This window comes from Micromonospora sp. NPDC048907 (assembly GCF_055586885.1).
The window spans coordinates 144,131-169,162 of the sequence record NZ_JBVJHI010000006.1; the positions used below are offsets into that span (position 1 = coordinate 144,131).

The window sequence follows — 25,032 nt, forward strand, 5'->3', positions numbered from 1 at the left end:
CCGCCCGCGTGTCCCCTGCGTGCCGGGGTGCCGGCGGCGCGGCTGGGCCGGGAGCACGGTGGCGGGGGCGAGGGCGGCGGTCACGGACCCCAGGGTACGACCGCCGCCCGCCCCCGGTCACCGCACGTCGACCCGCACCCCCGCGGAGAACACGCCGCTGCGCAGCTCCAACTGCTTCGGCGGGTCGTCGCCGTGCACCGTGAACACCAGCGGCAGCAGCACCCGGGAGCCCGCCGCGACCGGCTGGGCGAAGACGTCCCGGCCGAGGTTCGCCACCCGGGTGGCGTTCTCGTCGGTGGCCACCCAGTTGCCCCCGGGCAGGTACGCCCGCTGCAACTGCCCGTGCCAGGTCTGCTCGCCGGGCGTGAGATTGCGCACCCCTACCGTGGCCAGGCACTGCCGGCCGCCCGCCGGCGCCGCCGGAAGCGTCCCGGCGCCGCAGGTCATCCGGTAGACGGTGAACTCGAACGCGGTCTCCCGCAGCGGCACGCCGAGCACCCCCGTGGCGCTGGTGCCCACCCACGCGCCGCTGGTCGGCTGCTTGGTGGTGTCCATGGCGGCGACCCGCTGGGTGGCCGTCCACGCCGCCGCTCCGACCACGCCGGCCAGCACGGCGGCCGCGACCCCGACCACCATCCAGATCGGCGGCCGGCGGCGCCGCCCCGCGGGCGCGGGCATGGCCGGGCGCGGGTAGACCGTGCCCCGGTCCGCCGGTCCGCCCACCGGCGGGGCGCCGGTGGCCGCCGGGGCCGGGCCGGGCCCCCCGCGCCGCCGCCACGCCCACCAGAGCACGCCCCCGGCCAGGACCAGGAGCGCGGCCAGCGCGGCCAGCAGCACCGGCGGGCGGCGCCAGGCCGGCGCCGCGGTCACCTGCGCCGCCGGCACCGTGGCGGCGCCCGTCCAGGTCGCCGTGGCGCAGTCGTACGGCCGGGTGCCGTCGGTGCCGTAGGCGCAGGTCGGCGCGGTGACCGACCGGCCCTGCCCGGCCATGCTCAGCGCGGTGTTCAGCGTGGTGGTGCTCCGCGCCGGCAGCCGCAGCCGCCAGGTCACCTCGTTGGCGGTGGCCGAACCGACCGGCCGGTTGGCCCGGCCCCCGCCGGTGACCGCGGTCGCCCGGGACCCGGCCGGCAGCTCCTGCCGGACGGTCGTCTCGACGGGCGTGGGGCCGCCGTTGCGGACCTGGATCCGGTAGCCCGGCGCCGGGGTGCCGGCCGCCGCCACCGCCACGGTGACCGGCGGCGTGCTCAGCTGGATCGGCGCCGCCTTGGTGGTCGGCATCGCCGGTGGCGCCGCCGGCATCCCGGTCGGGATGGGCGTGGCCCGTGCCGCCGCGGCGGGCGGTGCCGCCGGTTGCGGCGGCGCGGCCTCCGCCCGGGGTGCCGCCCCGGGCAGCGCCGGCACGGCGGCGATGACGCCGAGGCAGTTCACGAGCACCGCCAGGGTCCTGTGGTGTCGTCTCGATGCAGGCATACGAACGCACCTCCGGCCCCGAAGCTATGGGCCCGGGCCCGCCGGGCGGGTACGAAGTGCGCAATCCCGCCCCGGCCGGCGCGGGCGGGCGTACCCTGGCGCGCCCCGCGACGGAGGCCGTGGCCGCGTCCGGCGTGGCCCGGCCGGTCGCCGGGGATAGATTGGCCGGGTGCGTATCGCTCGTTTCGCTCATGCCAAGGGAATGTCGTTCGGGGTCGTCGAGGGCGAGTCGGAGGCCGGGCCGCAGGGCCTGACCATCGCCGAGATCGAGGGCCACCCGTTCGGGCAGATCCAGTTCTCCGGCGCCCGCTGGGCGCTCTCCGACGTCCGGCTGCTCTCACCGATCCTGCCCAGCAAGGTGGTCTGTGTCGGCCGCAACTACGCCGAACACGCCGCCGAGCACGGCAGCGAGGTGCCCAAGGAGCCGCTGCTGTTCCTCAAGCCGTCCACCTCGGTGATCGGCCCCCGGGACGCCATCCGGCTGCCGATCTTCTCGAAGCAGGTCGAGCACGAGGCCGAACTGGCCGTCGTGATCGGCGCCCCGGGCGCGCGCCGGGCCGACCGGGCCGCCGCCGAGCGGGCCATCTTCGGCTACACCTGCGCCAACGACGTCACGGCGCGGGACCTGCAGCGCTCCGACGGGCAGTGGACGCGGGCCAAGGGCTTCGACTCGTTCTGCCCCATCGGGCCGTGGATCACCACCGGGCTGGACGTCACCGACCTGGAGGTCCGCTGCGAGGTGGGCCGCAACCCGGAGGAGATGGAGGTACGCCAGCTCGGCCGCACGAAGGACATGGTCTTCGACGTGCCGGCTCTCGTGTCGTACATCTCCCACGTCATGACGTTGCTCCCCGGTGACGTGGTGCTGACCGGCACGCCGGCCGGGGTTAGCCCGCTCACCGACGGGGATACGGTCACCGTGCGGATCGAGGGGATCGGCGAACTCACCAACCCGGTGGTACCGGTCGCCTGATGCGTCCGACGCCTCGTTTCCGCTGCTCAGTGGCGGTTCGGGGGGTTGGATTTGGCCTGCCGGCACCGGGAGGGTAAAGTTCATTCCCGGCGCCGCAAGGGGCCAATGGGGTATGGGGTAATTGGCAGCCCGACTGATTCTGGTTCAGTTAGTCTAGGTTCGAGTCCTGGTACCCCAGCGCAGCCGCGGATTCGTGAGAATCCCGGACGCTGGATTCTGGCGGAGTTCCGCTCCGCTCCTCGCGAGAGGGGCGGCAGATGATCTCTGATAGAGTCAGCTTCCCGCCCGCGAGGGCGCGGAAGCATGAAGTTCTGGCCCCGTCGTCTAGCGGCCCAGGACGCCGCCCTCTCAAGGCGGTAGCGCCGGTTCGAATCCGGTCGGGGCTACAAGCGCTTGACAGCCCGTTCCACCTCGTGGGGCGGGCTGTTTCGTGTCTCCTGGTGTGGCGGCCGGCCCCAGACCCCCTCGACGGGGGTGGACGTGGTGCCGCTAGACTACTGCCGCACCGCTCGCCAGGGCGGTGAAGCAGGAAAAGTGCCTGGCCCCGTCGTCTAGCGGCCCAGGACGCCGCCCTCTCAAGGCGGTAGCGCCGGTTCGAATCCGGTCGGGGCTACGACAGGAACGGCCCGTCTCGCTCCCGCGAGACGGGCCGTTCCCGTTCCACCCGCCCTTGACCTCGTTGATCATGAGGTTGGCGGCGTTCTCGATCTCCGTAACTGCCGCCAACCTCATGATCAACGAGGCGGGGTGGGGGTTAGAGGCCGGAGAGGCGTTGGCCGGCGCGGACCACGGCCATGGCGTGGCGTTCGCCGGGGCGGCGGCCCAGGCGTTCGATCGGGCCGGAGATGCTGATCGCGGCGATGACCCGGCCGGTGCGGTCGCGGATCGGCGCCGAGACGCTCGCCACACCGGCCTCCCGCTCGGCGACGCTCTGCGCCCAGCCGCGACGGCGCACCTCGGCGAGGGTGCGGCCGGTGAACTTCGACCGGGGCAGCAGCGGCATGACCGCCTCGGGCGGCTCCCAGGCGAGCAGGATCTGCGCCGCCGAGCCGGCCGTCATGGGCAGCACCGAGCCGACCGGCACGGTGTCCCGCAGGCCGCTGGCCCGCTCGGCCGCGGCCACGCAGATCCGCTCGTCGGCGCGGCGCAGGTAGAGCTGGGCGCTCTCCCCGGTGGCGTCGCGCAGCGCGGCGAGCAGCGGCTCGGCCGCGGTCAGCAGCACGTCCGGCGCGGCGTTGGCCAGCTCGCCGAGCCGGGGGCCGGGGCGCCAGCGGCCCTGGGTGTCCCGGACCAGCATCCGGTGGATCTCCAGCGCCTGTGCCAGCCGGTGCGCGGTGGCCCGGGGCAGCTTGGTGCGTTCAACGAGTTCGGCCAGGCTGGCGCCGTCGACACAGGCGGCCAGGATGACCACCGCCTTGTCGAGAACGCCGACACCGCTCATACTGTGTCCCACAAGCCGAAATTTACCTCCCAGAATTTAGGATGTCCAGATGGTGGGAGTCACTCAACCGAGGACCCTGGCCGAGAAGGTCTGGGACGCGCACGTGGTCCGCTCCGCCGCCGGCGAGCCGGACCTGCTCTTCATCGACCTGCACCTGCTCCACGAGGTCACCAGCCCGCAGGCGTTCGACGGGCTGCGGCTGGCCGGCCGCCGGGTCCGCCGCACGGACCTGACGATCGCGACCGAGGACCACAACACCCCGACCGGGTACGACGACCCGGCGTTCCGCTCCCGGCGCGGCGACCTGCTCACGATCGCGGACCCCACCTCCCGCACCCAGATCGAGACGCTGCGCCGCAACTGCGCCGAGTTCGGCGTGCGGCTGCACCCGCTGGGCGACGAGAACCAGGGCATCGTGCACGTCATCGGCCCCCAGCTCGGCCTCACGCAGCCGGGCACGACGATCGTCTGCGGCGACTCGCACACCGCCACCCACGGCGCGTTCGGCGCGCTCGCCTTCGGCATCGGCACCAGCGAGGTCGAGCACGTGCTGGCCACCCAGACGCTGCCCCAGGCCCGACCGAGGACCATGGCCGTGAACGTCACCGGCCAGCTCGCCCCCGGGGTCACCGCCAAGGACCTGGTGCTCGCCCTGATCGCCCAGGTGGGCACCGGCGGCGGGCGCGGGCACATCGTGGAGTACCGGGGCGAGGCCATCCGGAACCTCTCGATGGAGGGCCGGATGACCATCGCCAACATGTCCATCGAGTGGGGCGCCAAGGCCGGCATGATCGCGCCGGACGAGACCACCTTCGCGTACCTCAAGGGGCGGCCCCACGCGCCGCAGGGTGCCGACTGGGACGCGGCGGTGGCCCACTGGCGGACGCTGCCCACCGACGAGGGCGCGACCTTCGACACCGAGGTCACCCTGGACGCCGGCCGGATCACGCCGTTCGTCACCTGGGGCACGAACCCCGGCCAGGGCGTACCGCTCGGCGCGGCCGTGCCGGCCCCGGAGGACTTCGTCACCGAGGCCGAGCGGGTCGCGGCCCGCCGGGCCCTGGAGTACATGGACCTCACGCCCGGCACCGCGCTGCGCGACCTGGCCGTGGACGTGGTCTTCGTCGGCTCCTGCACCAACGGCCGGCTGGAGGACCTGCGCGCCGCCGCCGACGTGCTGCGGGGACACAAGGTCGCCGACGGCGTACGCATGCTGGTGGTGCCCGGTTCGGCCGCGGTGCGCGAGGCGGCCGAGGCGGAGGGCCTGGACAAGGTCTTCGCCGACGCCGGTGCCGAGTGGCGCTTCGCCGGCTGCTCCATGTGCCTGGGCATGAACCCGGACACGCTCAAGCCGGGCGAGCGCTCCGCCTCGACCTCCAACCGCAACTTCGAGGGCCGCCAGGGCCGGGGCGGGCGTACGCACCTGGTGTCCCCGCCGGTCGCCGCCGCCACCGCCGTGGTCGGCCGGCTGGCCGCCCCCGCCGACCTGTAGAAGGGCAGCCGAGAGATGGACAAGTTCACCACCCACACCGGCACCGCCGTGCCGCTGCGGCGGTCCAACGTGGACACCGATCAGATCATCCCCGCCGTGTACCTCAAGCGGGTGACCCGGACCGGGTTCGCGGACGGTCTGTTCAACGCGTGGCGGGAGGATCCGTCATTCGTCCTCAACGATCCCGCCCATTCGGGTGCGTCGATTCTGATCGCCGGCCCGGAGTTCGGCACCGGATCTTCCCGGGAGCACGCCGTCTGGGCGCTGCGGGACTGGGGCTTCCGGGCCGTGATCGCGCCTCGCTTCGGCGACATCTTCCGCGGCAACGCGCTCAAGGAAGGACTCCTTCCGGTCGAGTTGGAATTGAAAGCCGTGGAAGAACTGTGGGATCTCGTGGAATCCGAGCCGACCACCCCGATCACGGTCGACCTCGCCGCCCGCCAGGTCCACGCCGGCAACGCCACCTGGGCGTTCCCGCTGGACGACCACAGCCGTTGGCGGCTCATGGAGGGCTTGGACGACATTGGACTCACCCTCCGGCACGAGGCCGAGATCAGCGCCTACGAGGCGTCCCGGCCGTCGTTCCTGCCCTCGGTCGCCTGACCACAGATAGCTTTTCGCCCCCACCGGCCCGGCCGGTGGGGGCGAATCCGTTACGACACAAGGGCTTTTTTCCACCGAATGTTTGTGTCCAGGCAGCACAGGGCATACCGTGCGCGCAGAATGGCTCGCGACGAGTCAGTTGCACAATCGGGAGGAAGTCGTGAACAAGGCCGAGCTCATCGAGGCGCTCGCCGTTCGCCTGGGGGACCGGAAGACGGCGACGGCCGCGCTCGAGGCGGTCCTCACTGAGGTTCAGGCGGCGGTCACCAAGGGCGAGAAAGTGGCGATCACCGGTTTCGGAGCGTTCGAAAAGCGTGTCCGGGGAGCCCGAACAGCGCGCAACCCGCGGACCGGCGAGGCGGTGAAGGTCAAGAAGACCTCCGTCCCGACCTTCCGGGCGGGCGCGGGCTTCAAGGAGATGGTGGCCAGCGGCAAGGTGCCGAAGTCCACCGCCGCCGCCAAGAAGACCACCTCGGCCGCCGCCGCGAAGACCACCGGCGCGAAGGCGACCGGGGCCAAGGCGACCGCCGCGAAGAAGACCACGGCGGCCGGTGCCGCCAAGAAGACCACGGCGGCGAAGGCGACCAAGACCACCGCCGCGACCAAGAAGACCGCGCCCGCGAAGAAGGCCGCGACCAAGACGACCACAGCGAAGAAGACCACCGCGGCGAAGTCGACCGCGACCAAGAAGACCACCGCCGCCAAGAAGACGACGGCCGCCAAGAGCACCGCTGCCAAGAAGGCGCCGGCGAAGAAGGCTCCGGCCAAGAAGGCCGCCAGCCGGCGCTGACCGCACGACCCGGAAGGGCGCCCACCGTTCCCGGTGGGCGCCCTTTCTCGTGGGTACGCGTTGACCGGCTGTCGCGCCAGCCCGGAGAATCCTCGTGCCGAAACCCCCGTCGGTCACGAGAAGAGGGCGCCCGTGCGCCACCGTCACCGTCCCACCGCCGCGCTCGCCCTGGGCGTCGTCGTCCTGCTCGACGTGCTGCGGGTGTGGCTGCCGTCGATCATCACCGTCTTCGGCCGGGCGGCCGAGACGCCGGCCGAACTCCTCGGCGCCTTCGCCCTCGGCTGGTTCGTGCTCGCCCTCGCCGCGCCAGTCCTGCTCCGCCGGTCCGGTGCGCGCCCGGTGGGCCTGGTCGCGGCCGGGGTGCTGGCCGCCGCCCGGCTCGCCCTGACCGCCGCGCCCGGCGGCCGGGTCCAGCTCTGGCTGGCCTGCGCCGGCCTGCTCGCCGGCCTGGTGTGGCTCGCCGCGACCGCCGCCACGGCCGCCCGCCCGGTGCCGGGGCTGGCGTTCGGCCTGGCCGGGGCCGCCGTCGGGCACGCCCTGCTCGGCACCGAGGACCTGGTCTGGCGGGGCGGCCCGCTCGGCTGGATCCTGTCCGTCCTGCTGGTCGGCGCCTTCCTCGCCGCGCAGGCGGCCCCGTCGTCGCCGGCCGGGATCCGGACCCCGGCCGGTCCCGCCGCCTCGTCCGGTGACGCCGTGCCGGGGCCGGGCGGGGCAGCCGGCCGTGCCGCCTGGCTGCTGGTGGGGCCGGTGCTGTTGCTGGCCGGCCAGGTGGCGCTCACGCCGGCCGTGTGGGACGCGGCCGCCTCGTACTGGCACGGGTCGGCGGACCTGCCGGGCCTGGCGCTTCCCCCGGCGCGCCTCGCGGCGGTGCCCGAGGTGGCGATCGGCCTCTTCCTGGCCGCGGTGCTGCTCCGGCCGCCCCGGCCGGTGGCGCGGCTGCTCTGGCCCGCCGCGCTGGTCGCCGGAGCCGGACTGTTCGCCACCGACCGGGCGGGCTGGCTGGCGCCGGCGGTCCTGCTCGGCGCCGCCGGGCTCGGTGGCTGCCTCGCCCTCGTCGACACCGTCGACGAGCGCACGACCGTGCCGGCTGGGCGGGTGCCCGCTGAGCCCGTTCCCGCCACGGCAGGCCCGGGCGGGGACACCGGTTCGGCAGCGGTCCGTGGCCGCGGCGCGGGTGCGGGTGCCGCGCCGGCCAGGCCGCGCGGGGCTTCCGCTGCCGGTCCGTCTGCCGCGCCGCACCCGAGCGCCGCGGGCGGCGGCCGGCGTGACCTCGCCGTCGTCGGCGGGATGCTGGGCTTCGCGGTGGGGTCGGTTGCCTACTACGCGGCCTACGATCTCGGGTACCCGAACGGCTGGGTGCCGCTGCTGGCGGCGCTCGTCGTCGCCGTCGCGGCCGTGCTCGCCCCGCCGCCGGCCGCAGCCCCGGTCCGCCGGCCCGTGCCGGTGTGGACGGTCCTCGGGGCGATGCTGCTGACCGCCGTCGGCGGCGGGATCCACCGTCCGGCTCCGGCGCCGAAGCCGCAGGCGACGCCACCGGCGGCGGTACGTGTAGTGGCGTACAACATCCGGATGGGGTTCGGGCTGGACGGGCGGCTCGACCTGGACGCGCTGACCCGGGCGGTGGCGGGCGGCCGGCCGGACGTGGTGCTGCTCAGCGAGGTGGACCGGGGTTGGCTGCTCAACGGCGGCCACGACACCCTCGCCCTGCTCGCCGGGCGGCTGCGGATGCCGTACGTCTTCGCGCCCGCCGCCGACCCCGTGTGGGGTGACGCGGTGCTGAGCCGCTTCCCGGTGCGGTCCGGCCGGACCCGGCCCCTCGCGGCGCACGGGGCGCCGACCGGGGCGCAGGCGCTCGGCGTCACGCTCGATCTCGGCGGCCGGGAGCTCGCCGTGGTCGCCACGCACCTGCAACCGCCGCCGGGAAGGGGTCCGGTGGCCCAGGCCGGCGAGGTGGCCGCCTTCGCCACCCGGTACGCGGCCGGCCGCCCGCTGGTGCTCGGCGGCGACCTGAACACCGAGCCCGGCGACGCCGCGTTCGCGGAGTTCACCCGCGCCGGGCTGGTCGACGCGCTGGCCGCGGCCCGCCCGCTGCGGACCAGCCCGGCCGACGACCCGCGCACCCAGATCGACCACGTCCTCGTCTCACCCGGTCTCACCGCGTCGGGTGCGACGGCGCCGCGCAGCACCGCCAGCGACCACCTCCCCGTCGCCGTGACGATCGCCCTGCCCTGAGCACGGTGTGCGGACGGGACGCCTGGTCTCGCGGCGGCGGTGACCGAGGCCCGTCGTCAGAGCTGGTCGGCGGCGACGAGGCGGTCGCCGCGGAAGGCGAGCAGCCAGCCGCCGCCCTTCGGGGTGGTGTAGTCGCCGGGGCGGCCGGTCAGCCGTTCCAGCGCGCCCGGGATCACCTTGCCCTGGCTGCACACCGCGACCGGTTCCCCGTCCTGCGCCAGCGCGGTGAGCCGGGCCGCGGCGGCCAGGGCGCACTCGTCCGGCTGCTGGCCGGGGCGCGGCTCGTCCAGGTCGCCGACCACTTCGACGGGCAGGTCCAGCAGGGCGGCCGCCGGGTCGAGGGTCTGCACGCACCGCCGGGCCGAGGCGGAGACCAGGCGGACCGGGCGGACCAGGGCGACCAGGGGCGCGAGCGCCCGGGCCTCGGCCCAGCCCTCGTCGTCCAGCGGCCGCCCCGTGTCCGGGCCGGTCCAGGTGCCCCGCTTGCCGGCGTGCGCGTGCCGGACCAGCAGCACCGTGGCGGTGACCGGCGGCAGCGCCGCGAACGCGGCGATCACCTCCGCGTCGTGCGGGTAGCTGACCCGGCGTGCCGCCTCGTCAACGGGGAACCAGGCCACCTCGTCCACCTCGGTGTCCGGCTGGAACCCGCCCTGCGCGGCGGCCCGCATCGACCAGTAGTCGACGGCCTTCGGCCGGCCCTCGCTGCGGTAGCGGACGGTCGGCAGGCGTACCTGCGGCACGGCCCGGACGTCGGTCTCCTCGGCGACCTCGCGGACGGCGGCCCGCAGCGGGTGCTCACCGGCGTCCAGCTTGCCCTTGGGCAGCGACCAGTCGCCGTACCGGGGGCGGTGCACCAGGCAGATCTCGACGCCGCCGGTGGCCGGGCGCCAGACCACCCCGCCCGCCGCCCGGATCCGCACCGGCCCGTCGTCCGTCATCCGCTCACCGTATGCCCGGTCCGGGCGGGCCGTGGTCCGGTCAGCCCGCCCTCCCGCCGACCCGGTGCAGGAGCAGGTCCTGCAGGTGGGTCAGCGGCGTGTCGCCGGTGCCGGTACGCCGGTGCCAGGCGCCGTCCGGGGCCAGCTCGAAGGCGTCCACCTCCGGGCTGAACGCCGCCGTCAGCACGTGGTCCAGCTCGGCCCGGGCCACCGGGTCGCTCACCTGCACCAGCGCCTCGACCCGGCGGTCCAGGTTGCGGTGCATGAGGTCGGCCGAGCCCATCCAGAACTCCGCGTCGCCGTTGTTGCCGAACCGGAAGATGCGGGAGTGCTCCAGGAACCGGCCGAGGATCGAGCGGACCCGGATGTTCTCCGACAGCCCGGGCACGCCCGGCCGCAGCGTGCACATGCCCCGGATCAGCAGGTCCACGTGCACCCCGGCCCGGGAGGCCCGGTAGAGCGCGTCGGTGATCTCCTCGTCGACCAGCGCGTTCACCTTGAACTGCACCAGCCCCGGCATGCCCAGCCGGACGTGCTCGATCTCCCGCTCGATCCGCTCGACGAGGCCGCTGCGGATGCCCTGCGGGGCCACCAGCAGCCGCCGGTACGCGGTCTGCCGGCTGTAGCCGGTGAGCACGTTGAACAGGTCGGTGAGGTCGGCGCCGATCTCCGGGTCGGCGGTGAGCATGCCGAAGTCCTCGTAGAGCCGGGCGGTCTTCGGGTGGTAGTTGCCGGTGCCGATGTGGCAGTAGCGGCGGATCTGGTTGCCCTCCTGGCGGACGACCAGCGCGGTCTTGCAGTGGGTCTTCAGGCCGACCAGCCCGTAGACCACGTGGCAGCCGGCCCGCTCCAGGGTGCGCGCCCAGCCGATGTTGGCCACCTCGTCGAAGCGTGCCTTCAGCTCGACGAGCACCACCACCTGCTTGCCGGCGGCGGCCGCGTCGACAAGCGCGTCGACGATGGGGGAGTCGCCGCTGGTGCGGTACAGGGTCTGCTTGATGGCCAGCACGTTCGGGTCGGCGGCGGCCTGCTCGACGAAGCGCTGCACGCTTGTCGCAAACGAGTGGTACGGGTGGTGCACCAGCACGTCCCCGTCCCGCAGGGTGGCGAAGACGCTGCGCGGCACCTCGCCCTCGGCGAGCCGGGGGTGGGTGGCCGGCACGAACGGCGGGTCCTTGAGGTCCGGGCGGTCGGCCTCGCCGTAGACCTGCCAGAGCGCCGACAGGTCGAGCAGGCCGCGGACCCGGAGCACGTCCTGGCTGTCCATGTCCAGCTCGCGGACGAGCAGCTCCAGCATGTGGTCGGAGATGGAGGCGGCCACCTCCAGCCGCACCGGCGGGCCGAACCGGCGCCGCGCCAGCTCCCGCTCCAGGGCCTGGAGCAGGTCCTCGTCGCGGTCCTCGTCCACCTCCACCTCGGCGTTGCGGGTCACCCGGAACAGGTGGCACTCGACCACCTGCATGCCGGAGAACAGCTGCCCGAGGTGCACCGAGATGAGGTCCTCGACCGGCAGGAAACGCACCCCCGGCTGGTCGCGCGCCACCCGGACGAACCGGGGCACGTTGTTGGGCACCTTCACCCGGGCGAACAGCTCGGAGCCGCCGTCCGGGTCGCGCACCGAGACGGCCAGGTTCAGGGACCGGCCGGAGATGTACGGGAACGGGTGCGCCGGGTCCACCGCGAGCGGGGTGAGCACCGGGAAGATGTGCTCCCGGAACCAGGTGCGCAGCCGCTCCCGCTCGCCGTCGTCGAGGTCGCTCCAGCGCAGGATCCGGATGTCCTCGGCGGCCAGCTTCGGCAGCACGTCGTCGACGAAGCAGGCGGCGTGCCGGGAGACCAGGTCGGCGGCCTTCTCGGCGATCAGCTCCAGCTGGGTCCGCAGCGGCATCCGGTCGCCGCCGCGCACCGGCAGGCCGGCGGAGAGCCGCCGCTTCAGCCCGGCCACCCGCACCATGTAGAACTCGTCCAGGTTGCTGCCGAAGATGGCCAGGAACTTGGCCCGCTCCAGCAGCGGCGTGCGGGGGTCCTCGGCGAGCGCCAGCACCCGGGCGTTGAAGTCGAGCCAGGAGAGCTCCCGGTTGAAGAAGCGGTCCTCCGGCAGCGGCCGGGCCGCCGGCGGCTCGTCCAGCGGGCCCGGTCCCTCGACCGGGTCGAGGGACTCCTCCAGCCCGGCGGAGGCCGCCGCCGCGGGCTCGGGGCTGACGCTCTCCTCGGGCGGGCGGACGCGGCGGAACCGGCCGTCGGCGCCGCGGGTCGACGCGCCGTTGCGGGGCGTGTCGGGGTCGACGAGGTTACGGGGACCGTCGGGGTGCTCGCGAGGGGTGCTCACCACCTCATGATTCCCCGACAAGGGTGAACGGAAAATGAACTCGGGGCAGGTTGGTCACGCCATCGTCGGCAACGTCACCCGGACGACCTCGCCGGCGGCGTCCCGCTCGATGCGGACGCGCTGCCCGAGCCGGAGCAGCCGCAGCCCGGAGGCGTCGAACGCACGGGCCGGGAAGGCCAGCTCGGTGCCGTCGTCGAGGAGCAGCACGCCGCTGCGGGTCGACGCGTCGTAGGTGGCCACCGTGCCCTGCATGCCAGCACCGTACCCGACGTCCGCGCCGGCCCGGGCCAGCAGCGCGGCCGTGCGCGGGCCGGCGCCGAGCCGGGCGGCGGCCGCCAGGTCGGCCGGGGTGTCCACGTCCCGCCGGAGGGTGGGCCAGCCGCCGGGCAGCGGCAGCGCCCCGCTCGCCGCGTGCGCCGCCGCCGAGCCGAGCCCGAAGCGGGGCGCCAGGGGCACCCCGGCCGGCGCGGCGAGCAGCACGGTGCCGCTGCCCGGGGCGTCGGCCACGAACCCGCGTACCCCGCCGGTGGGGGCGGCCCGCAGCGCCCCGGCCAGGTCGGCCGGGCGCAGCGCCGGCAGGTCGGCGGTGAGGCCGGCCACCGCGGCGCCCGGGCCGGCCACCGCCGCCCCGTGCCGGAAGGCCGCGTTCAGCCCGGCCGCCGGGTCCGGCACGACCGCCGCGCCGGCCGCCGTCGCCTCCGCCGCCACCCGCGGGTCGTCGGTCACCACCAGCACCCCGGCGACCGCCGGGCAGGCCACCACCGCGCGGACCGTGTCGGCCGCCAGGGCCAGCGCCAGCTCCTCGTGGGGTACGCCGGGCAGCGCGCCCCGCAGGCGGCTCTTCGCCACTGCGAGGCGCTTCACCGGCACCACCACGGTCCAGGTCGGCTCAGGCACGTGACAATCCTGCCAGCCGGGCAGCGGTACCCTCACTGGCCGGACCCGGAGCGAGCAGGCATGATTTCGTCCCGGGGCGTGCGCGCGTGGGGCGGAACGAGGAGGCAGGGTGGCACGGCGGAGGCTGGGATTCTGGCCACGGTTCGCCGTGGTGCTGGTGAAGCCGGTGTTGACCGTGTGGACGCGCCGCACCTGGCGGGGCATGGAGCACCTGGGCGGCGACGGCGGCATCATCATCGTGCCCAACCACATCTCGCACGCGGACCCGCTGGTGTCCGCGCACTTCATCCACGACGCCGGGCGCTGGCCGCAGTTCCTCGGCAAGGCGAGTGTGTTCCGGGTGCCGGTGATCGGCTGGATCCTGCACCGGTGCCGGCAGATCCCGGTCGAGCGGGGCAGCATCGAGGCGGCCCGGTCGCTCGACAAGCTGGTCGCCGCGGTGAACGCGGGCGGCGCCGTGGTGATCTACCCGGAGGGGACCACGACCCGCGAGCCGGACCTGTGGCCGATGAAGGGCAAGACCGGCGCGGCCCGGCTGGCGCTGGCCACCGGAGCCCCGGTGATCCCGCTCGCCATGGTCGGCCCGGAGAAGATGTTCGACCCGCGGACCGCCCGCGTCGGGCTTCGGCCGCGTACCCCGGTGACGGTGGTCGCCGGGCCGCCGATCGACCTGAGCCGGTGGGCGGGCGCCACGCCGACCCGGGCGATCCTGGAGGAGATGACGGACACGATCATGCTGCGGATCCGGGACCTGGTCGCCGAGATCCGCGGCGGCACACCACCACCGCTGTGGGAGCGGCCGGCCCGGACCCGCACCCCCGAGGTGACCGAGTGAGCGGGCGCGGCGGGCACGTCGCGGTGCTGGGGGCGGGCTCGTGGGGCACCGCGTTCGCCAAGATCCTCGCCGACGCCGGCCGGGACGTGACCATCCTGGCCCGGCGAGCCTCGGTGGCCGAGGCGATCCGGACCGGGCGCCACAACCCGGAGTACCTGCCGGACGTGCGGCTGCCCGACCGGGTCACCGCGACCGGGGACGCCGAGGAGGCGATCGCCGGCGCCGAGGTGGTGGTGCTCTCCGTGCCGTCGCAGACGCTGCGCGGCAACCTCGCCGACTGGACCCCGTACCTGGACGCGGACGCCACGCTGGTCTCCCTCATGAAGGGCATCGAGCTGGGCACCACCAAGCGGATGAGCCAGGTGATCATGGAGACCGCCGGGGTGCCGGCCGACCGGGTGGTGGTCGTCTCCGGGCCGAACCTGGCCCCGGAGATCGCCGCCGAGCAGCCGGCCGCGACCGTGGTCGCCGGCACCGACAGCCGCCGGACCGCCCTGGTGCAGTCGTCGATCCGGACGCCGTACTTCCGGCCGTACACCAACGACGACGTGATCGGCTGCGAGCTGGGCGGGGCCGTGAAGAACGTGATCGCCCTGTCGTACGGCATCGCCACCGCCATGGGCTTCGGCGACAACACCCGGGCCATGCTGATGACCCGCGGCCTGGCCGAGACCGCCCGGCTGGGCGTGGCGCTCGGCGCCGACCCGATCACGTTCGCCGGGCTGGCCGGCATGGGCGACCTGGTCGCCTCCTGCTCGTCGCCGCTGGCCCGCAACCGCACCTTCGGCGAGCACCTGGGCCGGGGGGAGACCCTGGAGCAGGCCCAGGCGGCCACCCGGCAGACCGCCGAGGGCGTGAAGAGCTGCCTGGCCATCCGCGACCTGGCCCGGGCGCACGGGGTGGAGATGCCGATCACCGAGCAGATCGAGCGGATCTGTCACGAGGGGATGGACCCGCGGCTCGCCGTGGACGCCCTCATGAGCCGGACCGCGAAGCCCGAGTCGTACGAGTGAGGCGGCGATGACCGAGTGGGGTGACGGCACGCGCAGCGTGCACGCGGGCCTGCCCGCGCCGGAACCAGGCCAGCCGTTCCTGCCGGGGCCGGTGTTCGCCGCGCCGTACCACCTGGACCCGTGGCGGGGGCCAGAGGCGACCCCCAACGGGTACGGGCGGCCGGACAACCCCACCCGGCGGCTGCTGGAGGCGGCCGTCGGCGAGCTGGAGGGCGGCGACTGCCGGGTCTTCGCCAGCGGCCAGGCGGCCATCACCGGGCTGCTGCTGGCCGTGCTGCGCCCCGGGGACACCGTGCTGCTCCCCGCCGACGGCTACTTCCCGGTGCGCGCCTTCGCCACCGCCACCCTGGAGGGCATCGGGGTACGCGTCGTCTTCGTGCCCACCGCCGGGCCGTACCCGTCGTTCGAGGGTGTCCGGCTGGTGCTGCTGGAAACCCCGGCGAACCCCGGCCTCGACGTGGCGGACGTGCCGGCGCTGGCCGCCGCGGCGCACGCCGCCGGGGCCCTGGTCGCGGTCGACAACACCACCGCCACCCCGCTCGGGCAGCGCCCGCTGGAGCTCGGCGCCGACGTGGTGGTCGCCTCCGGCACCAAGGCCCTCACCGGCCACTCCGACCTGCTGCTCGGCTACGTGGCGACCCGTTCCGCCGAGCTGCTCGACGCGGTGACCGCCTGGCGGACCACCACGGGCGGGGTGCCCGGGGCGTTCGACTGCTGGCTGGCGCACCGCTCGCTGGCGACCGTGGACCTGCGGCTGGCCCGGCAGACCGCCAACGCCGGTGCGCTGGCCCGGCTGCTCGCCGGCCGTGGCGACGTGACCGGCCTGCGCTGGCCCGGGCTGCCGACCGACCCGGCGTACCCGGTGGCCTCGGTCCAGATGCGACGGATACCCGGCGTGCTCTCCTTCGACCTGGGCGACGCCGACCGGGTGGCCCGCTTCCTCGACGCGTCCCGCCTGGTGTCCGCCGCCACGTCGTTCGGCGGGCTGCACACCACGGCCGACCGCCGGGCCCAGTGGGGGGACGACACGGCGCCCGGCTTCGTCCGGCTCTCCTGCGGCATCGAGGACGGCGCCGACCTGGTGGCCGATGTCGCGGCCGCGCTCGACGCGACCTGACGCGCGCCGGCCGGCTCCGCTAAGGTGACGGACAGCAGCGGCCCGCGCGGGCCCCGACCGGAGGAGGTGAGACCGATCCACCAGCAGAGGACCGGCGCTCCCTCCGAGTCCGCGTCGCCCCGGGGTTAGGGCGACGCCGGGAGCGCCGACGAGCGTTCCCGAGAGGCCTGCCATGCCACCCATCCTGTTCTCTCCCGACCGTCCCGCCCTCGTCCGGCGGCTGCGCGCCGCCGGCTGTGTCTTCGCCGAGGACGAGGCGGACCTGCTGATCGCCGCCGCCGGGTCGGCCGAGGCGCTGACCGACCTGGCCGACCGCCGGGTCGCCGGACTGCCGCTGGAGCACCTGCTCGGCTGGGCCGAGTTCTGCGGCCTGCGGGTCGCCGTCGACCCCGGGGTGTTCGTGCCCCGTGGGCGGACCGCCCTGCTGGTCGCCGCCGCCGCCGCGGTGGCCGGACCGGCGCCCGCCGTGCTCGACCTCTGCTGCGGCTCCGGGGCTGCCGCGCTGGTGCTGCACGGCCGGCTGGCGCCCCGCTGGCTGGCCGCCGCCGACGTCGACCCGGCCGCGGTGGCCTGCGCCCGTCGCAACCTGGCCCCGCTGGGCGTGCCGGTCTACCAGGGCGACCTGTTCGCGCCGGTGCCGGTGGGGTGGCGGGGGCGGCTGGACCTGGTGGTCGCGAACGCCCCGTACGTGCCGAGCGGCGCCGTGGCCATGCTGCCGGCGGAGGCGCGGCTGCACGAGGCCCCGGTGGCGCTGGACGGCGGCGCGGACGGGCTGGCCGTGCTGCGCCGGGTGGCCACCGGCGCGGCCGAGTGGCTCGCCCCCGGCGGGCACCTGGCGGTGGAGGTGAGCGCCGGCCAGGCCGGCACGCTCTGCGGGATCATGTCCGACGCCGGCCTCGACCCGTCCGTGGTGCACGACGACGAGCTGGAGGCCACCGCCGTCACCGCCCGCCGTCCCGGGTGAGACGCCGCCCGACCCCGCCCGCGCGGCGACCGGGCGGGCGGGGTCGCGCGACCGTGGCGGGACGCCCCGGCGCGAACTAGCCTCGGGTCAGACTTGGCGGGAGGCGGTGGCGGTGGGCAGCGCGGGTGTGCCGGTGGTGGTGGGGCTGGACAACGGCGGCACGAGCAACAACGCCACCGTGCTGACGGTCGACGGCCGGTTCCTGGTGGACGGGCTGGTGGAGATCCCGAGCGAGGTCGGGGCCGGCCCGGACGCCGCGATCGAGGCCCTCGCCCGGGCGCTCGACGGCGTGCTGGCGCTGACCGGCGTGCCCCGCGAGCTGGTCCGCGCGGTGGGGCTGGACACCCCCGGCCCGGCCAGCGCCACCGGGGTGATCTCCTCGCGCGGCTCGACCAACTTCTCCCAGCCGGCGTGGCGCGGCTACGACGTGCGCGGCGCGCTGGAGCACCGGCTGGGCCTGCCGGTGGTCTACGCCAACGACGGCAACGCGGCCGCCCTCTACGCGCACCACGTGCACTTCGGCGCCGACGCGATGGCCCGGTCCTCGGTCGCCGCGATCGTCGGCACCGGGCTCGGCGGCGGCGTGGTGGAGGGCGGCCGGGTGGTCGGCGGGGCGGCCGGCATGGCCGGCGAGTTCGGGCACGTGCACATCCCGCTCGACGGGCTGCTCGGGCCGGGCCAGCCGGTGCCGGTCTGCGCCTGCGGCTTCGCCGGGGACGCGGAGAGCGTCGCCTCGCTCACCGCCATCGCGAACCACCTGCTGCCCTACTGGCTGGGCCGGTTCCCGGCGCACCCGCTGGCGGGGGAGGAGCCGGGCCGGGCGGCGAAGCTGGTCCGCGGCTACGGCGAGCGGGGCGACGCGCTGGCCCGCGAGGTCTTCACCCAGCAGGCCATGGCGCTGGGCCGGCTGTTCACGATCGCGGCCAACTTCACCGACCCGCACGCGTACTTCGTGGGTGGCGGGGTGGTGGAGGCGGCGCCGGAGTTCCGCGACTGGTTCCTGGCCACCGTGCGGGAGCACACCGTGCTCCGCGCCGAGCAGCGCGCGGTGGCCACCTTCGCGCTGGTGCCGGACCGGGACATGGCCGGTGCGCGGGGGGTGGCCATCGCGGCGCTGGAGGCGGTCCGCGGCGGGGCCGCCGCCGGTCCGCTGGTCGCCGGCTGAGCCGCCGCGTCGCCGGCCCGCGGCCCGTGCCGCGGCGCCGCCGACCGGCGGATCAGGGGCGCGGTGGTGCGCCGGTGAAGGCCGCCCACGCGGCCGGCGGGAAGACCAGCACCGGGCCGGCCGGGTCCTTGGAGTCGCGGACCGCGACCGCCTCCGGCAGCGGCGCCATCTCGACGCACGCGCCCTCGTCGCCACTGTGGCTGCTCTTGCGCCAGCCGGTCGCCGGCGGGCGCGGGCTGTTCGTGCCGTTCATGGTCCCTACCTCTCGTTCAGCAGGCGGAGCAGCTCGTCCCGGCTGGCCGCCGGGCTCAGCGCCACGGTCCGCAGGTGCTCCATGATCTTGGTGCAGGTGCGCAGGTCGCCCGGCCGGTCCAGCACCATCTGCCCGGCGACGGTCTCCACCGAGGCGATGATCGGGTCCTCCGGGTCGGCGAACTCCAGAATGTGCAGCGACCCCCGCGTCCCCCGGTGGTATCCGGCGGAGAGGGGGATCACCTGCACGGTGATGTTGGGCAGCTCGGCCATCTTCAACAGGTGCTGCAGCTGGCCTCCCATCACGGTCCGGTCCCCGACCGGCCGCAGCAGCGCCCCCTCGTCGATGATGGCGTCGAGGATCGGCGGATCGTCACCCAGGAGCCGTTGCTGGCGGTCGAGCCGCAGCTTGACCCGCTGCTCCACCTGCTCGTCGCTGAGGGTGTGCGGGCCGCCGCGCATCACCCCGCGGATGTAGTCGGCGGTCTGGAGCAGGCCCGGCACCACCGACGGCTCGAAGTTGGCGATCCCGGTGGCCTCCGCCTCCAGGGCGATGAAGTCGATGGTCCGCCGGTCGAGCAGGTACGAGTAGGAGACCCACCACCCGGGCTTGCGGGCGTCCTTGGCGAGCTGCACGGCCCCGGCGATCTCGTCGGGACCCACCCCGTAGAGGGTGAGCAGCGCCCGCACCGTGGCCGGGTTGACAAGCGTCTGCGCGTTCTCGTAGCGGGACAGGGTGCTGCGGGTGCTGTTGATCTCGTCGGCAGCGGCCTCCAGGGTGAGGCCGGCGGCCTCCCGGTGGGTCCGCAGGGCGATGCCGAGCCGTCGGGCCCGGGCGGTCTTCGGCGCCATGCATCGATGGTCGCACATCAACGGGAACTTGGGCATGAGAGAAATCCGATGAGAGTTGCATTCACGCGTGTCCACCTGTCAATCTGTGACGGCGTCCTCACCACCGGTTGTCGTGGCGACGGTGGTGGTGAGCGACCGGAGGGGATGGGGCGCGCGGTGATCGGGTTTTACTCCCCCACGACCCGATCGCCGCGTGCCCGTACCGCACGCCAGACGGGGAGGGATCGCGATGACGGTGACGGCCTGCCACCCCGCCGACGGGGGTGGGCGGCGATGACCCGCTTCCTCGTGGTCCTCACCGACGTGCGCCCCCTCGACGGCATCTGGCGCGACGAGCGGACCAGCCCCGAGCGGCGCCGGCAGGTGGTCGGCGCGAGCACCCGCGAGGCGGCGGACCGGATCGCCGGCGCCTTCATGGCGCTGGGCATGGTCCGCGCCGGCCGGCAACGGGTGAAGGTCATCGCGGTCGGCCGCCGGCGGACCGCCGACCAGTGAGCTGAACCGGGCCCGCCCCCGGGACGCGGTGACGGGGGCGGGGAGCCGGGCGGCCGGTGGCAGGTCCCGCCACCGGCCGCCCGGGCTTGCCGTCCGCATCGCATCCGGTTACTCCCTGTATATGGCCTGCTGACCGGTTGCCGTCCACTGCGCCGTGTCCCCGGGTATCCACCACCGACGCTCGCCACGCACAGTAAGGTCAAGCGGGTGAGCGCCCCCGGCGAGCACGGCAGCCGCAGTCGTGGACGAAGAGGTGACCCGGAGTGACCACCCCAGGCAAGACCCGCGTGGCGATCGTCTTCGGCGGCCGCAGCCCGGAGCACGGCATCTCCTGCGTGAGCGCCGGCAGCGTGCTGGCCGCCCTCGACCCGGACGAGTTCGAGGTCGTGCCGGTCGGCATCACCCGGCAGGGCCAGTGGGTGCTGGCCAGCGGCGACCCCGCCCAGCTCGCGATCGCCGACCGCAAGCTCCCCGAGATCACCGCCGGCTCCGGCGCCGAGCTGGTGCTGCGCGCCGACCCGGCCGTGGGCGGCCTCCTGGTGCTCGACCCGGCCCAGGGCCCCGTGGCGCTGGCCGACGTGGACGTGGTCTTCCCGGTGCTGCACGGCGCCTACGGCGAGGACGGCACCATCCAGGGCATGCTGGAGATGGCCGACATCCCGTACGTCGGCGCGAACGTGTTCGCCTCGGCGGCGGCCATGGACAAGGAGTTCACCAAGAAGCTCTGCGCCGCCGAGGGCATCCCGGTCGGCCCGTACGTGGTGCTGCGCGCCGGGATGACGCTTGCCGAGGAGGACAAGGAGCGCCTCGGCCTGCCGGTCTTCGTGAAGCCGTCCCGCGCCGGCTCCTCGTTCGGCATCACCAAGGTCGACGACTGGGCGCAGCTCGACGCGGCGGTCGCCACCGCCCGCGAGATCGACACCAAGGTGCTGGTCGAGGGCGCGATCGTGGGCCGGGAGATCGAGTGCGGCGTGCTGGAGGGCGAGGCCGGCGGCGCCCCCGAGGCGTCGGTGCTGGCCGAGGTGCGGGTGGTCTCCGGCCACGACTGGTACGACTTCGAGGCCAAGTACATCGACGACGCCTGCGAGTACGACATCCCGGCGAACCTGCCCGAGCAGGTGACCCGGCAGGTGCGCGAGTACGCCACCCGCGCCTTCACCGCGCTGGACTGCTCCGGGCTGGCCCGGGCCGACTTCTTCGTCACCCCGGAGCTGGACGTCTACCTCAACGAGATCAACACGATGCCGGGCTTCACCCCGACCTCGATGTTCCCCCGGATGTGGGCGGCCAGCGGCCTGGAGTATCCGAAGCTGGTCAACCGGCTCATCCGCACGGCCCTGCGCCGCGCCGGCCGCTGACGCCCCCGGCGTCGCGACCGGCCGGCGACGGTCAGGCGGAGCAGCCGGACGGGGCCGTCTTCGCGGCGGGCACCGAGGCGACCACCGCGTCGGCGATCGGGGTGACCCACTGGAGCGGCTGCTCGTACTGCTTGGGCACCCGCACCCGCACCGGGGTCTCCCGGTCGACGGTGGTCAGCACCGTGGCGTCCGCCTCCTCCACGGCGTGCCAGCAGACCTTGTTCACCGACCACACCTCGTCGGTGGGCTGCACGATCGGCGGCGTGCCGCCACAGGCCACGGTGAGCGCCGGGTCGCCGTACGCGGCGTTCTGCTCGGCGCCGGCCGTGACCGGTCGCTGCGCCAGGTCGCGGACGGTCGCCGGGAGCTGCGACACCAGGGCCCGGCACACCGTGGCCGGGCGCTCGGCCAGGGCGGGGGCCGGCAGCTCGACCGGCGCGGTCGACTGGGGCCGCGGGGCGCTCGCCGACGGGCTCGGCGCGGCGGCCGGGGAGTCGGGCGCCAGCTTGGCGAAGGTGAACCCGGCCACCGCCAGGGTGACCGGCACCGCGACGAGCGTCGCCCAGAGCGCGGCGCTCCGGGTCGACCGGTCGCGACGCGCCGGGCGGGACTCGTCGACGGCGGGGGAGGGCGTGATCTCTTCCACTTACAGTCGCACCACCGAGCACGTGAGGGTGCGGGTGATGCCGGGCACCATCTGCACCTTGCTGACGATGAGTTTGCCGAGCTCGTCGACGGTGTTCGCCTCGGTGAGGACGACCACGTCGTAGGGCCCGGTGACGGCGTCGACGCGTACCACGCCGGCAAGGTCCGCGATCAGACCGGCCACGTCACGCGCCCGACCGACCTCCGTCTGGATGAGGATGTACGCCTGTACCACGACTCGACCTCCGTCCGTCGCCGCTTCGGCGGCCCGAAGGGTGAAACTACCCTACGGAGCGGCCCTGATCTGTCTCGGTCGCCGGGGGGACCGCGGTGAGCGGGCACACGTGGGCAGTGGTGGCGGGACTGCGGAACTTGAAGAGCGCGACGAGGGGACGGCATGACGGTCGCGGGTGTCGGTGAGTTCGGGCTGATCGACCGGGTGACCGCCCGGTTGGCCCAGGGGGAGAGCTGCCTGCTCGGCCCGGGCGACGACGCGGCGGTGGTGGCGGCGCCGGACCGGCGGGTGGTCGCCTCCACCGACGTGCTGGTCGAGGGGCGGCACTTCCGCCGGGACTGGTCGGGGGCCCGTGACGTGGGCCACCGGGCGGCGGCGGCCAACCTGGCCGACATCGCGGCCATGGGGGCCACCCCGACCGCGCTGCTGGTCGCCCTCTGCATGCCGGCCGACCTCGACCCGGGCTGGGCCGAGGAGTTGGCCGACGGGCTGGGCGCCGAGGCGGGCCTGGTGGGCGCCAGCGTGGTCGGCGGGGACATGTCCGCCAGCCCGACGTTGACCGTCGCGGTGACCGCCCTCGGTGACCTGGGCGGCCGGCCGCCGGTGGTGCGCTCCGGCGCCCGCCCGGGTGACGTGGTGGCGCTCGCGGGGCGCACCGGCTGGGCGGCGGCCGGCTACACGGTGCTGTCCCGGGGCTTCCGCACGCCGCGGCTGCTGGTCGAGGCGTACCGCCGGCCCGAGGTCCCGTACGCGGCCGGCCCCGAGGCCGCCCGGCACGGCGCCACCGCCATGATCGACGTGTCGGACGGCCTGCTGGCCGACCTGGGGCACGTGGCGAAGGCCAGCGGGGTGGCCGTCGACCTGACCCGGGAGGCGTTCGAGGTGCCCCGGCAGATGCGCGACGCGGCGCAGGCGCTCGGCGTCGACCCGTACTCCTGGATCCTCGGCGGGGGTGACGACCACGCCCTGGCCGCGACCTTCCCGGCGACGGCGACGCTGCCGGAGGGCTGGCGGCCGGTCGGGCGGGTGACCGAGGGCGCCGGGGTGACCGTGGACGGCGCGCCGTACGCGGGCCCCGCCGGCTGGGACCACTTCCGCCGCACGGAGTGATCTGCGTCCGATGCGGGTGATCGGGCTCCGGGCGGGGCCGATCCCGGTCGTACCCTGCATCTCGTGAGCGAGATCGAGATCCGGGTGCGGCCCTTCGACGCGCCCGAGTCGCAGGCGTTGATCCGGGCGGCCCTGGCCGACCTCGGCCGGCGGTACGGCGGCAGCGGCGACGACACGCCTGTCGACGCGGCCGAGTTCGAGCCGCCGGCCGGCACCTTCCTGGTCGCCTACCTCGACGGTGAGCCGGTGGGCTGCGGCGGCTGGCGCAGCCACGGCGACGACGGCGGCACGGCCGAGTTGAAGCGGATGTACACGGCGCCGGCCGCCCGGGGCCGGGGTGTGGCCCGCGCGGTGCTCGCGGCCGTCGAGCGGTCCGCCCGGGACCACGGCCGTAAGCGGATGATCCTGGAGTGCGGCGACCGGCAGCCCGAGGCGATCGGCATGTACACCTCGGCCGGCTACGAACGGATCCCGAACTTCGGCTTCTACCGGGACGCCCCGGGCTGCCTCTCCTACGGCCGCACCCTCTGACCGTCAGCCGACGGTGATCCGGATCTCGCCGGCGGCCGTGCGGGCGGCGGCCTCCGCCTCGGCGGGGGTGGCGCCCCAGGCCAGCAGGTGCCCGCTGCGGTGCGCCGAGGAGAGCAGCTCGGGCACGTGGTCCCCGACCTTCGCCTCGATCTGCAGGTCGAGCACCCCCGGCACCCGCAGGGCCGCCCGCCGGCCGTCCACGGCGGTGACCCGGCCGGGCGGGGCGACCAGGAACTCGACGGCCGCCGCGCCGGTCGGCCGGTCCGGCAGCGCGGGCCGCTCGCCGCGCAGCACCCGCAGGTACGCCTCGATGAAGTCGACCTCGTAGGCGATCGAGACCAGCGCGGTGATCATGTCGCCCGGCATCCGGGCGGCGCACTCGACGAGCGCCGGCACCCCGTCCACCATGATCCACTCGCTGTGCAGCATCCCGCTGCGGAAGCCCGCGGCCCCGGCGAGCCGGACCGCCGCGTCCCGCAGCGCCTCCTGCGCCTGGCCGGGCAACGCGGACGGCACGGTGTGCCCGGTCTCCACCGGGTACCGGCCGCCGGCGATCCGCTTGTCCGTGATGTTCGCGAAGATCGTCTCGCCCTCGGCGACCAGCAGCTCGACGCTGTGCTCCGAGCCGACCAGCAGCTCCTCCACCAGCACCCCGGTGGGCAGGCCGCGCTCGACCGTCTCGGCCGGCTCCGGCGGGGCGGCGCTGGCCGCCCAGCGCCCGGCGATCTCCGCCGGGTCGGTGACCAGCTGCACGCCCAGGCTGCCGGAACGGCGGGTGGGCTTGAGCACGCACCGGCCGCCGTGCGCGCGGGCGAACTCCGCCGCCCGCGCCGGGTCCTCGACCAGCTCGTACGCCGGGTTGGCCAGGCCGGTCTCGTCGGCGAGCAGCCGCATCCGGTGCTTGTCGGAGAAGACGTCGGCGGCGGCCACCCCGGCGCCGGGCAGACCGAGCCGGTCGGCCAGCCGGGCGGCGGCGCCGACCGCGTACTCCAGGCCGGGCAGGACCAGCCGGGCGCCGGCGAGGCCGGGCTCCCGGGCGAGCAGGGCGTCGGCGTCGAACCCGGTCTGGTACTCGGCCGGGACCAGCCGGGCGACCATCGACAGCCCGGCGACGAAACGGTCCAGGCCGCGGCGGCGGATCACATCCGGCTCCTCGACCAGGACCACGCTGCCGGGCGGCAGCTCCTGGTCGAACCAGCGCAGCGAGCCGAACGACCCGCCGATCACCACCAGCTGCTCCCGCCCCAGGTCCAGCTCCACGGGTCGTACCTCCCCACGCCTGACGCCGGAACGGA

At 75.1% G+C, this 25,032-nt stretch carries 23 protein-coding genes, 3 tRNA genes and 1 pseudogene; 17 read left to right on the forward strand and 10 right to left on the reverse strand.

Annotated elements, in window-relative coordinates:
- Positions 1-117 precede the first annotated feature (117 nt).
- Positions 118-1,470, reverse strand: a complete 1,353-nt coding sequence (locus ACZ6PY_RS22140; RefSeq protein ID WP_466074808.1) for a hypothetical protein — start codon at positions 1,468-1,470, stop codon at positions 118-120.
- 169 nt (positions 1,471-1,639) lie between these two features.
- Here ACZ6PY_RS22140 and ACZ6PY_RS22145 point away from each other — a divergent pair, with 169 nt between their 5' ends.
- The 4 genes from ACZ6PY_RS22145 to ACZ6PY_RS22160 all read left to right on the forward strand — a co-directional run bounded on the left by ACZ6PY_RS22145 (position 1,640) and on the right by ACZ6PY_RS22160 (position 3,056).
- Positions 1,640-2,443, forward strand: a complete 804-nt coding sequence (locus ACZ6PY_RS22145; RefSeq protein WP_091268833.1) for a fumarylacetoacetate hydrolase family protein — start codon at positions 1,640-1,642, stop codon at positions 2,441-2,443.
- Positions 2,444-2,549: 106 nt separating this feature from the next.
- Positions 2,550-2,621: transfer RNA gene (locus tag ACZ6PY_RS22150), tRNA-Gln, on the forward strand.
- Positions 2,622-2,756: 135 nt separating this feature from the next.
- Positions 2,757-2,829 (forward strand) — tRNA-Glu (locus ACZ6PY_RS22155).
- 154 nt (positions 2,830-2,983) lie between these two features.
- Positions 2,984-3,056, forward strand: a tRNA-Glu gene (locus ACZ6PY_RS22160).
- A gap of 141 nt (positions 3,057-3,197) precedes the next feature.
- Here the strand turns inward: ACZ6PY_RS22160 and ACZ6PY_RS22165 are convergent.
- Positions 3,198-3,884, reverse strand: coding sequence for an IclR family transcriptional regulator (locus ACZ6PY_RS22165; protein WP_013284529.1), 687 nt, complete (start codon positions 3,882-3,884; stop codon positions 3,198-3,200).
- Between the two features lie 49 nt (positions 3,885-3,933).
- On the opposite strand from ACZ6PY_RS22165, the gene leuC reads away from it, so the two are divergent.
- The 4 genes from leuC (at position 3,934) to ACZ6PY_RS22185 (ending at position 9,001) form a co-directional block, all read left to right on the forward strand.
- Positions 3,934-5,376 carry a 3-isopropylmalate dehydratase large subunit gene (gene leuC, locus ACZ6PY_RS22170; RefSeq protein ID WP_466074809.1) on the forward strand — a complete coding sequence of 481 codons (1,443 nt, stop codon included), beginning with the start codon at positions 3,934-3,936 and terminating at the stop codon, positions 5,374-5,376.
- Positions 5,377-5,391: 15 nt separating this feature from the next.
- Complete coding sequence (gene leuD / locus ACZ6PY_RS22175) at positions 5,392-5,979, forward strand: 3-isopropylmalate dehydratase small subunit (protein WP_466074810.1); 588 nt, start codon at positions 5,392-5,394, stop codon at positions 5,977-5,979.
- A gap of 160 nt (positions 5,980-6,139) precedes the next feature.
- Entirely contained in the window at positions 6,140-6,769 is a 630-nt protein-coding gene (locus tag ACZ6PY_RS22180) for an HU family DNA-binding protein (RefSeq protein WP_466075207.1), read from the forward strand.
- Positions 6,770-6,901: 132 nt separating this feature from the next.
- Positions 6,902-9,001 (forward strand): endonuclease/exonuclease/phosphatase family protein, encoded by a 2,100-nt coding sequence (locus ACZ6PY_RS22185; RefSeq protein WP_466074811.1) that lies wholly within the window; start codon positions 6,902-6,904, stop codon positions 8,999-9,001.
- Between the two features lie 56 nt (positions 9,002-9,057).
- On the opposite strand, the gene ACZ6PY_RS22190 is transcribed toward ACZ6PY_RS22185, so the two are convergent.
- From ACZ6PY_RS22190 to cofC, 3 genes and pseudogenes are all read right to left on the reverse strand, one after another.
- Positions 9,058-9,939, reverse strand: coding sequence for an NUDIX hydrolase (locus ACZ6PY_RS22190; protein ID WP_466074812.1), 882 nt, complete (start codon positions 9,937-9,939; stop codon positions 9,058-9,060).
- Between the two features lie 40 nt (positions 9,940-9,979).
- A complete protein-coding gene (locus tag ACZ6PY_RS22195; protein WP_466074813.1) occupies positions 9,980-12,268 on the reverse strand; it encodes an RNA degradosome polyphosphate kinase in 2,289 nt (762 codons plus the stop codon).
- Between the two features lie 255 nt (positions 12,269-12,523).
- Positions 12,524-13,165: pseudogene (cofC, locus tag ACZ6PY_RS22200) on the reverse strand (2-phospho-L-lactate guanylyltransferase); the annotation flags it as partial.
- Between the two features lie 109 nt (positions 13,166-13,274).
- Between cofC and ACZ6PY_RS22205 the strand changes: the two are divergent.
- From ACZ6PY_RS22205 to ACZ6PY_RS22225, 5 genes are all read left to right on the forward strand, one after another.
- The gene (locus ACZ6PY_RS22205) at positions 13,275-14,000 is read left to right on the forward strand and encodes a lysophospholipid acyltransferase family protein (protein WP_466074814.1); all 726 of its coding nucleotides are present in this window, start codon (positions 13,275-13,277) and stop codon (positions 13,998-14,000) included.
- Positions 13,997-15,013: an NAD(P)H-dependent glycerol-3-phosphate dehydrogenase gene (locus ACZ6PY_RS22210; protein ID WP_466074815.1), complete on the forward strand. Its 1,017-nt coding sequence runs from the start codon at positions 13,997-13,999 to the stop codon at positions 15,011-15,013. The genes ACZ6PY_RS22205 and ACZ6PY_RS22210 overlap by 4 nt, the downstream gene beginning before the upstream one ends.
- Before the next feature lie 7 nt (positions 15,014-15,020).
- Positions 15,021-16,130, forward strand: coding sequence for a cystathionine gamma-lyase (locus ACZ6PY_RS22215; RefSeq protein WP_466074816.1), 1,110 nt, complete (start codon positions 15,021-15,023; stop codon positions 16,128-16,130).
- A gap of 172 nt (positions 16,131-16,302) precedes the next feature.
- Positions 16,303-17,094, forward strand: coding sequence for a putative protein N(5)-glutamine methyltransferase (locus ACZ6PY_RS22220; protein WP_466074817.1), 792 nt, complete (start codon positions 16,303-16,305; stop codon positions 17,092-17,094).
- A gap of 112 nt (positions 17,095-17,206) precedes the next feature.
- Positions 17,207-18,259 (forward strand): ROK family protein, encoded by a 1,053-nt coding sequence (locus ACZ6PY_RS22225; RefSeq protein ID WP_466074818.1) that lies wholly within the window; start codon positions 17,207-17,209, stop codon positions 18,257-18,259.
- A gap of 52 nt (positions 18,260-18,311) precedes the next feature.
- Here ACZ6PY_RS22225 and ACZ6PY_RS22230 read toward each other — a convergent pair whose 3' ends face one another.
- Both ACZ6PY_RS22230 and ACZ6PY_RS22235 read right to left on the reverse strand, forming a co-directional pair.
- Complete coding sequence (locus ACZ6PY_RS22230) at positions 18,312-18,512, reverse strand: DUF397 domain-containing protein (protein WP_262281458.1); 201 nt, start codon at positions 18,510-18,512, stop codon at positions 18,312-18,314.
- Between the two features lie 5 nt (positions 18,513-18,517).
- Positions 18,518-19,363: a helix-turn-helix domain-containing protein gene (locus tag ACZ6PY_RS22235; RefSeq protein WP_313722614.1), complete on the reverse strand. Its 846-nt coding sequence runs from the start codon at positions 19,361-19,363 to the stop codon at positions 18,518-18,520.
- Positions 19,364-19,636: 273 nt separating this feature from the next.
- Here ACZ6PY_RS22235 and ACZ6PY_RS22240 point away from each other — a divergent pair, with 273 nt between their 5' ends.
- Together ACZ6PY_RS22240 and ACZ6PY_RS22245 are read left to right on the forward strand one after the other, a co-directional pair.
- Positions 19,637-19,858, forward strand: coding sequence for a hypothetical protein (locus ACZ6PY_RS22240; protein ID WP_466074819.1), 222 nt, complete (start codon positions 19,637-19,639; stop codon positions 19,856-19,858).
- A gap of 263 nt (positions 19,859-20,121) precedes the next feature.
- Positions 20,122-21,216: a D-alanine--D-alanine ligase family protein gene (locus tag ACZ6PY_RS22245; protein ID WP_466074820.1), complete on the forward strand. Its 1,095-nt coding sequence runs from the start codon at positions 20,122-20,124 to the stop codon at positions 21,214-21,216.
- A 31-nt stretch (positions 21,217-21,247) separates the two neighbouring features.
- On the opposite strand, the gene ACZ6PY_RS22250 is transcribed toward ACZ6PY_RS22245, so the two are convergent.
- Positions 21,248-21,862 (reverse strand): DUF3515 family protein, encoded by a 615-nt coding sequence (locus tag ACZ6PY_RS22250; RefSeq protein ID WP_466074821.1) that lies wholly within the window; start codon positions 21,860-21,862, stop codon positions 21,248-21,250.
- Positions 21,863-22,096 carry an Lrp/AsnC ligand binding domain-containing protein gene (locus tag ACZ6PY_RS22255; RefSeq protein WP_013284547.1) on the reverse strand — a complete coding sequence of 78 codons (234 nt, stop codon included), beginning with the start codon at positions 22,094-22,096 and terminating at the stop codon, positions 21,863-21,865. It lies immediately after the preceding gene.
- A 162-nt stretch (positions 22,097-22,258) separates the two neighbouring features.
- Between ACZ6PY_RS22255 and ACZ6PY_RS22260 the strand changes: the two genes are divergently transcribed.
- Positions 22,259-23,206, forward strand: coding sequence for a thiamine-phosphate kinase (locus ACZ6PY_RS22260; RefSeq protein ID WP_466074822.1), 948 nt, complete (start codon positions 22,259-22,261; stop codon positions 23,204-23,206).
- Positions 23,207-23,269: 63 nt separating this feature from the next.
- Entirely contained in the window at positions 23,270-23,737 is a 468-nt protein-coding gene (locus tag ACZ6PY_RS22265) for a GNAT family N-acetyltransferase (RefSeq protein WP_466074823.1), read from the forward strand.
- Positions 23,738-23,740: 3 nt separating this feature from the next.
- Here ACZ6PY_RS22265 and ACZ6PY_RS22270 read toward each other — a convergent pair whose 3' ends face one another.
- Positions 23,741-24,997 carry an ATP-grasp domain-containing protein gene (locus ACZ6PY_RS22270; RefSeq protein WP_466074824.1) on the reverse strand — a complete coding sequence of 419 codons (1,257 nt, stop codon included), beginning with the start codon at positions 24,995-24,997 and terminating at the stop codon, positions 23,741-23,743.
- Positions 24,998-25,032 lie beyond the last annotated feature (35 nt).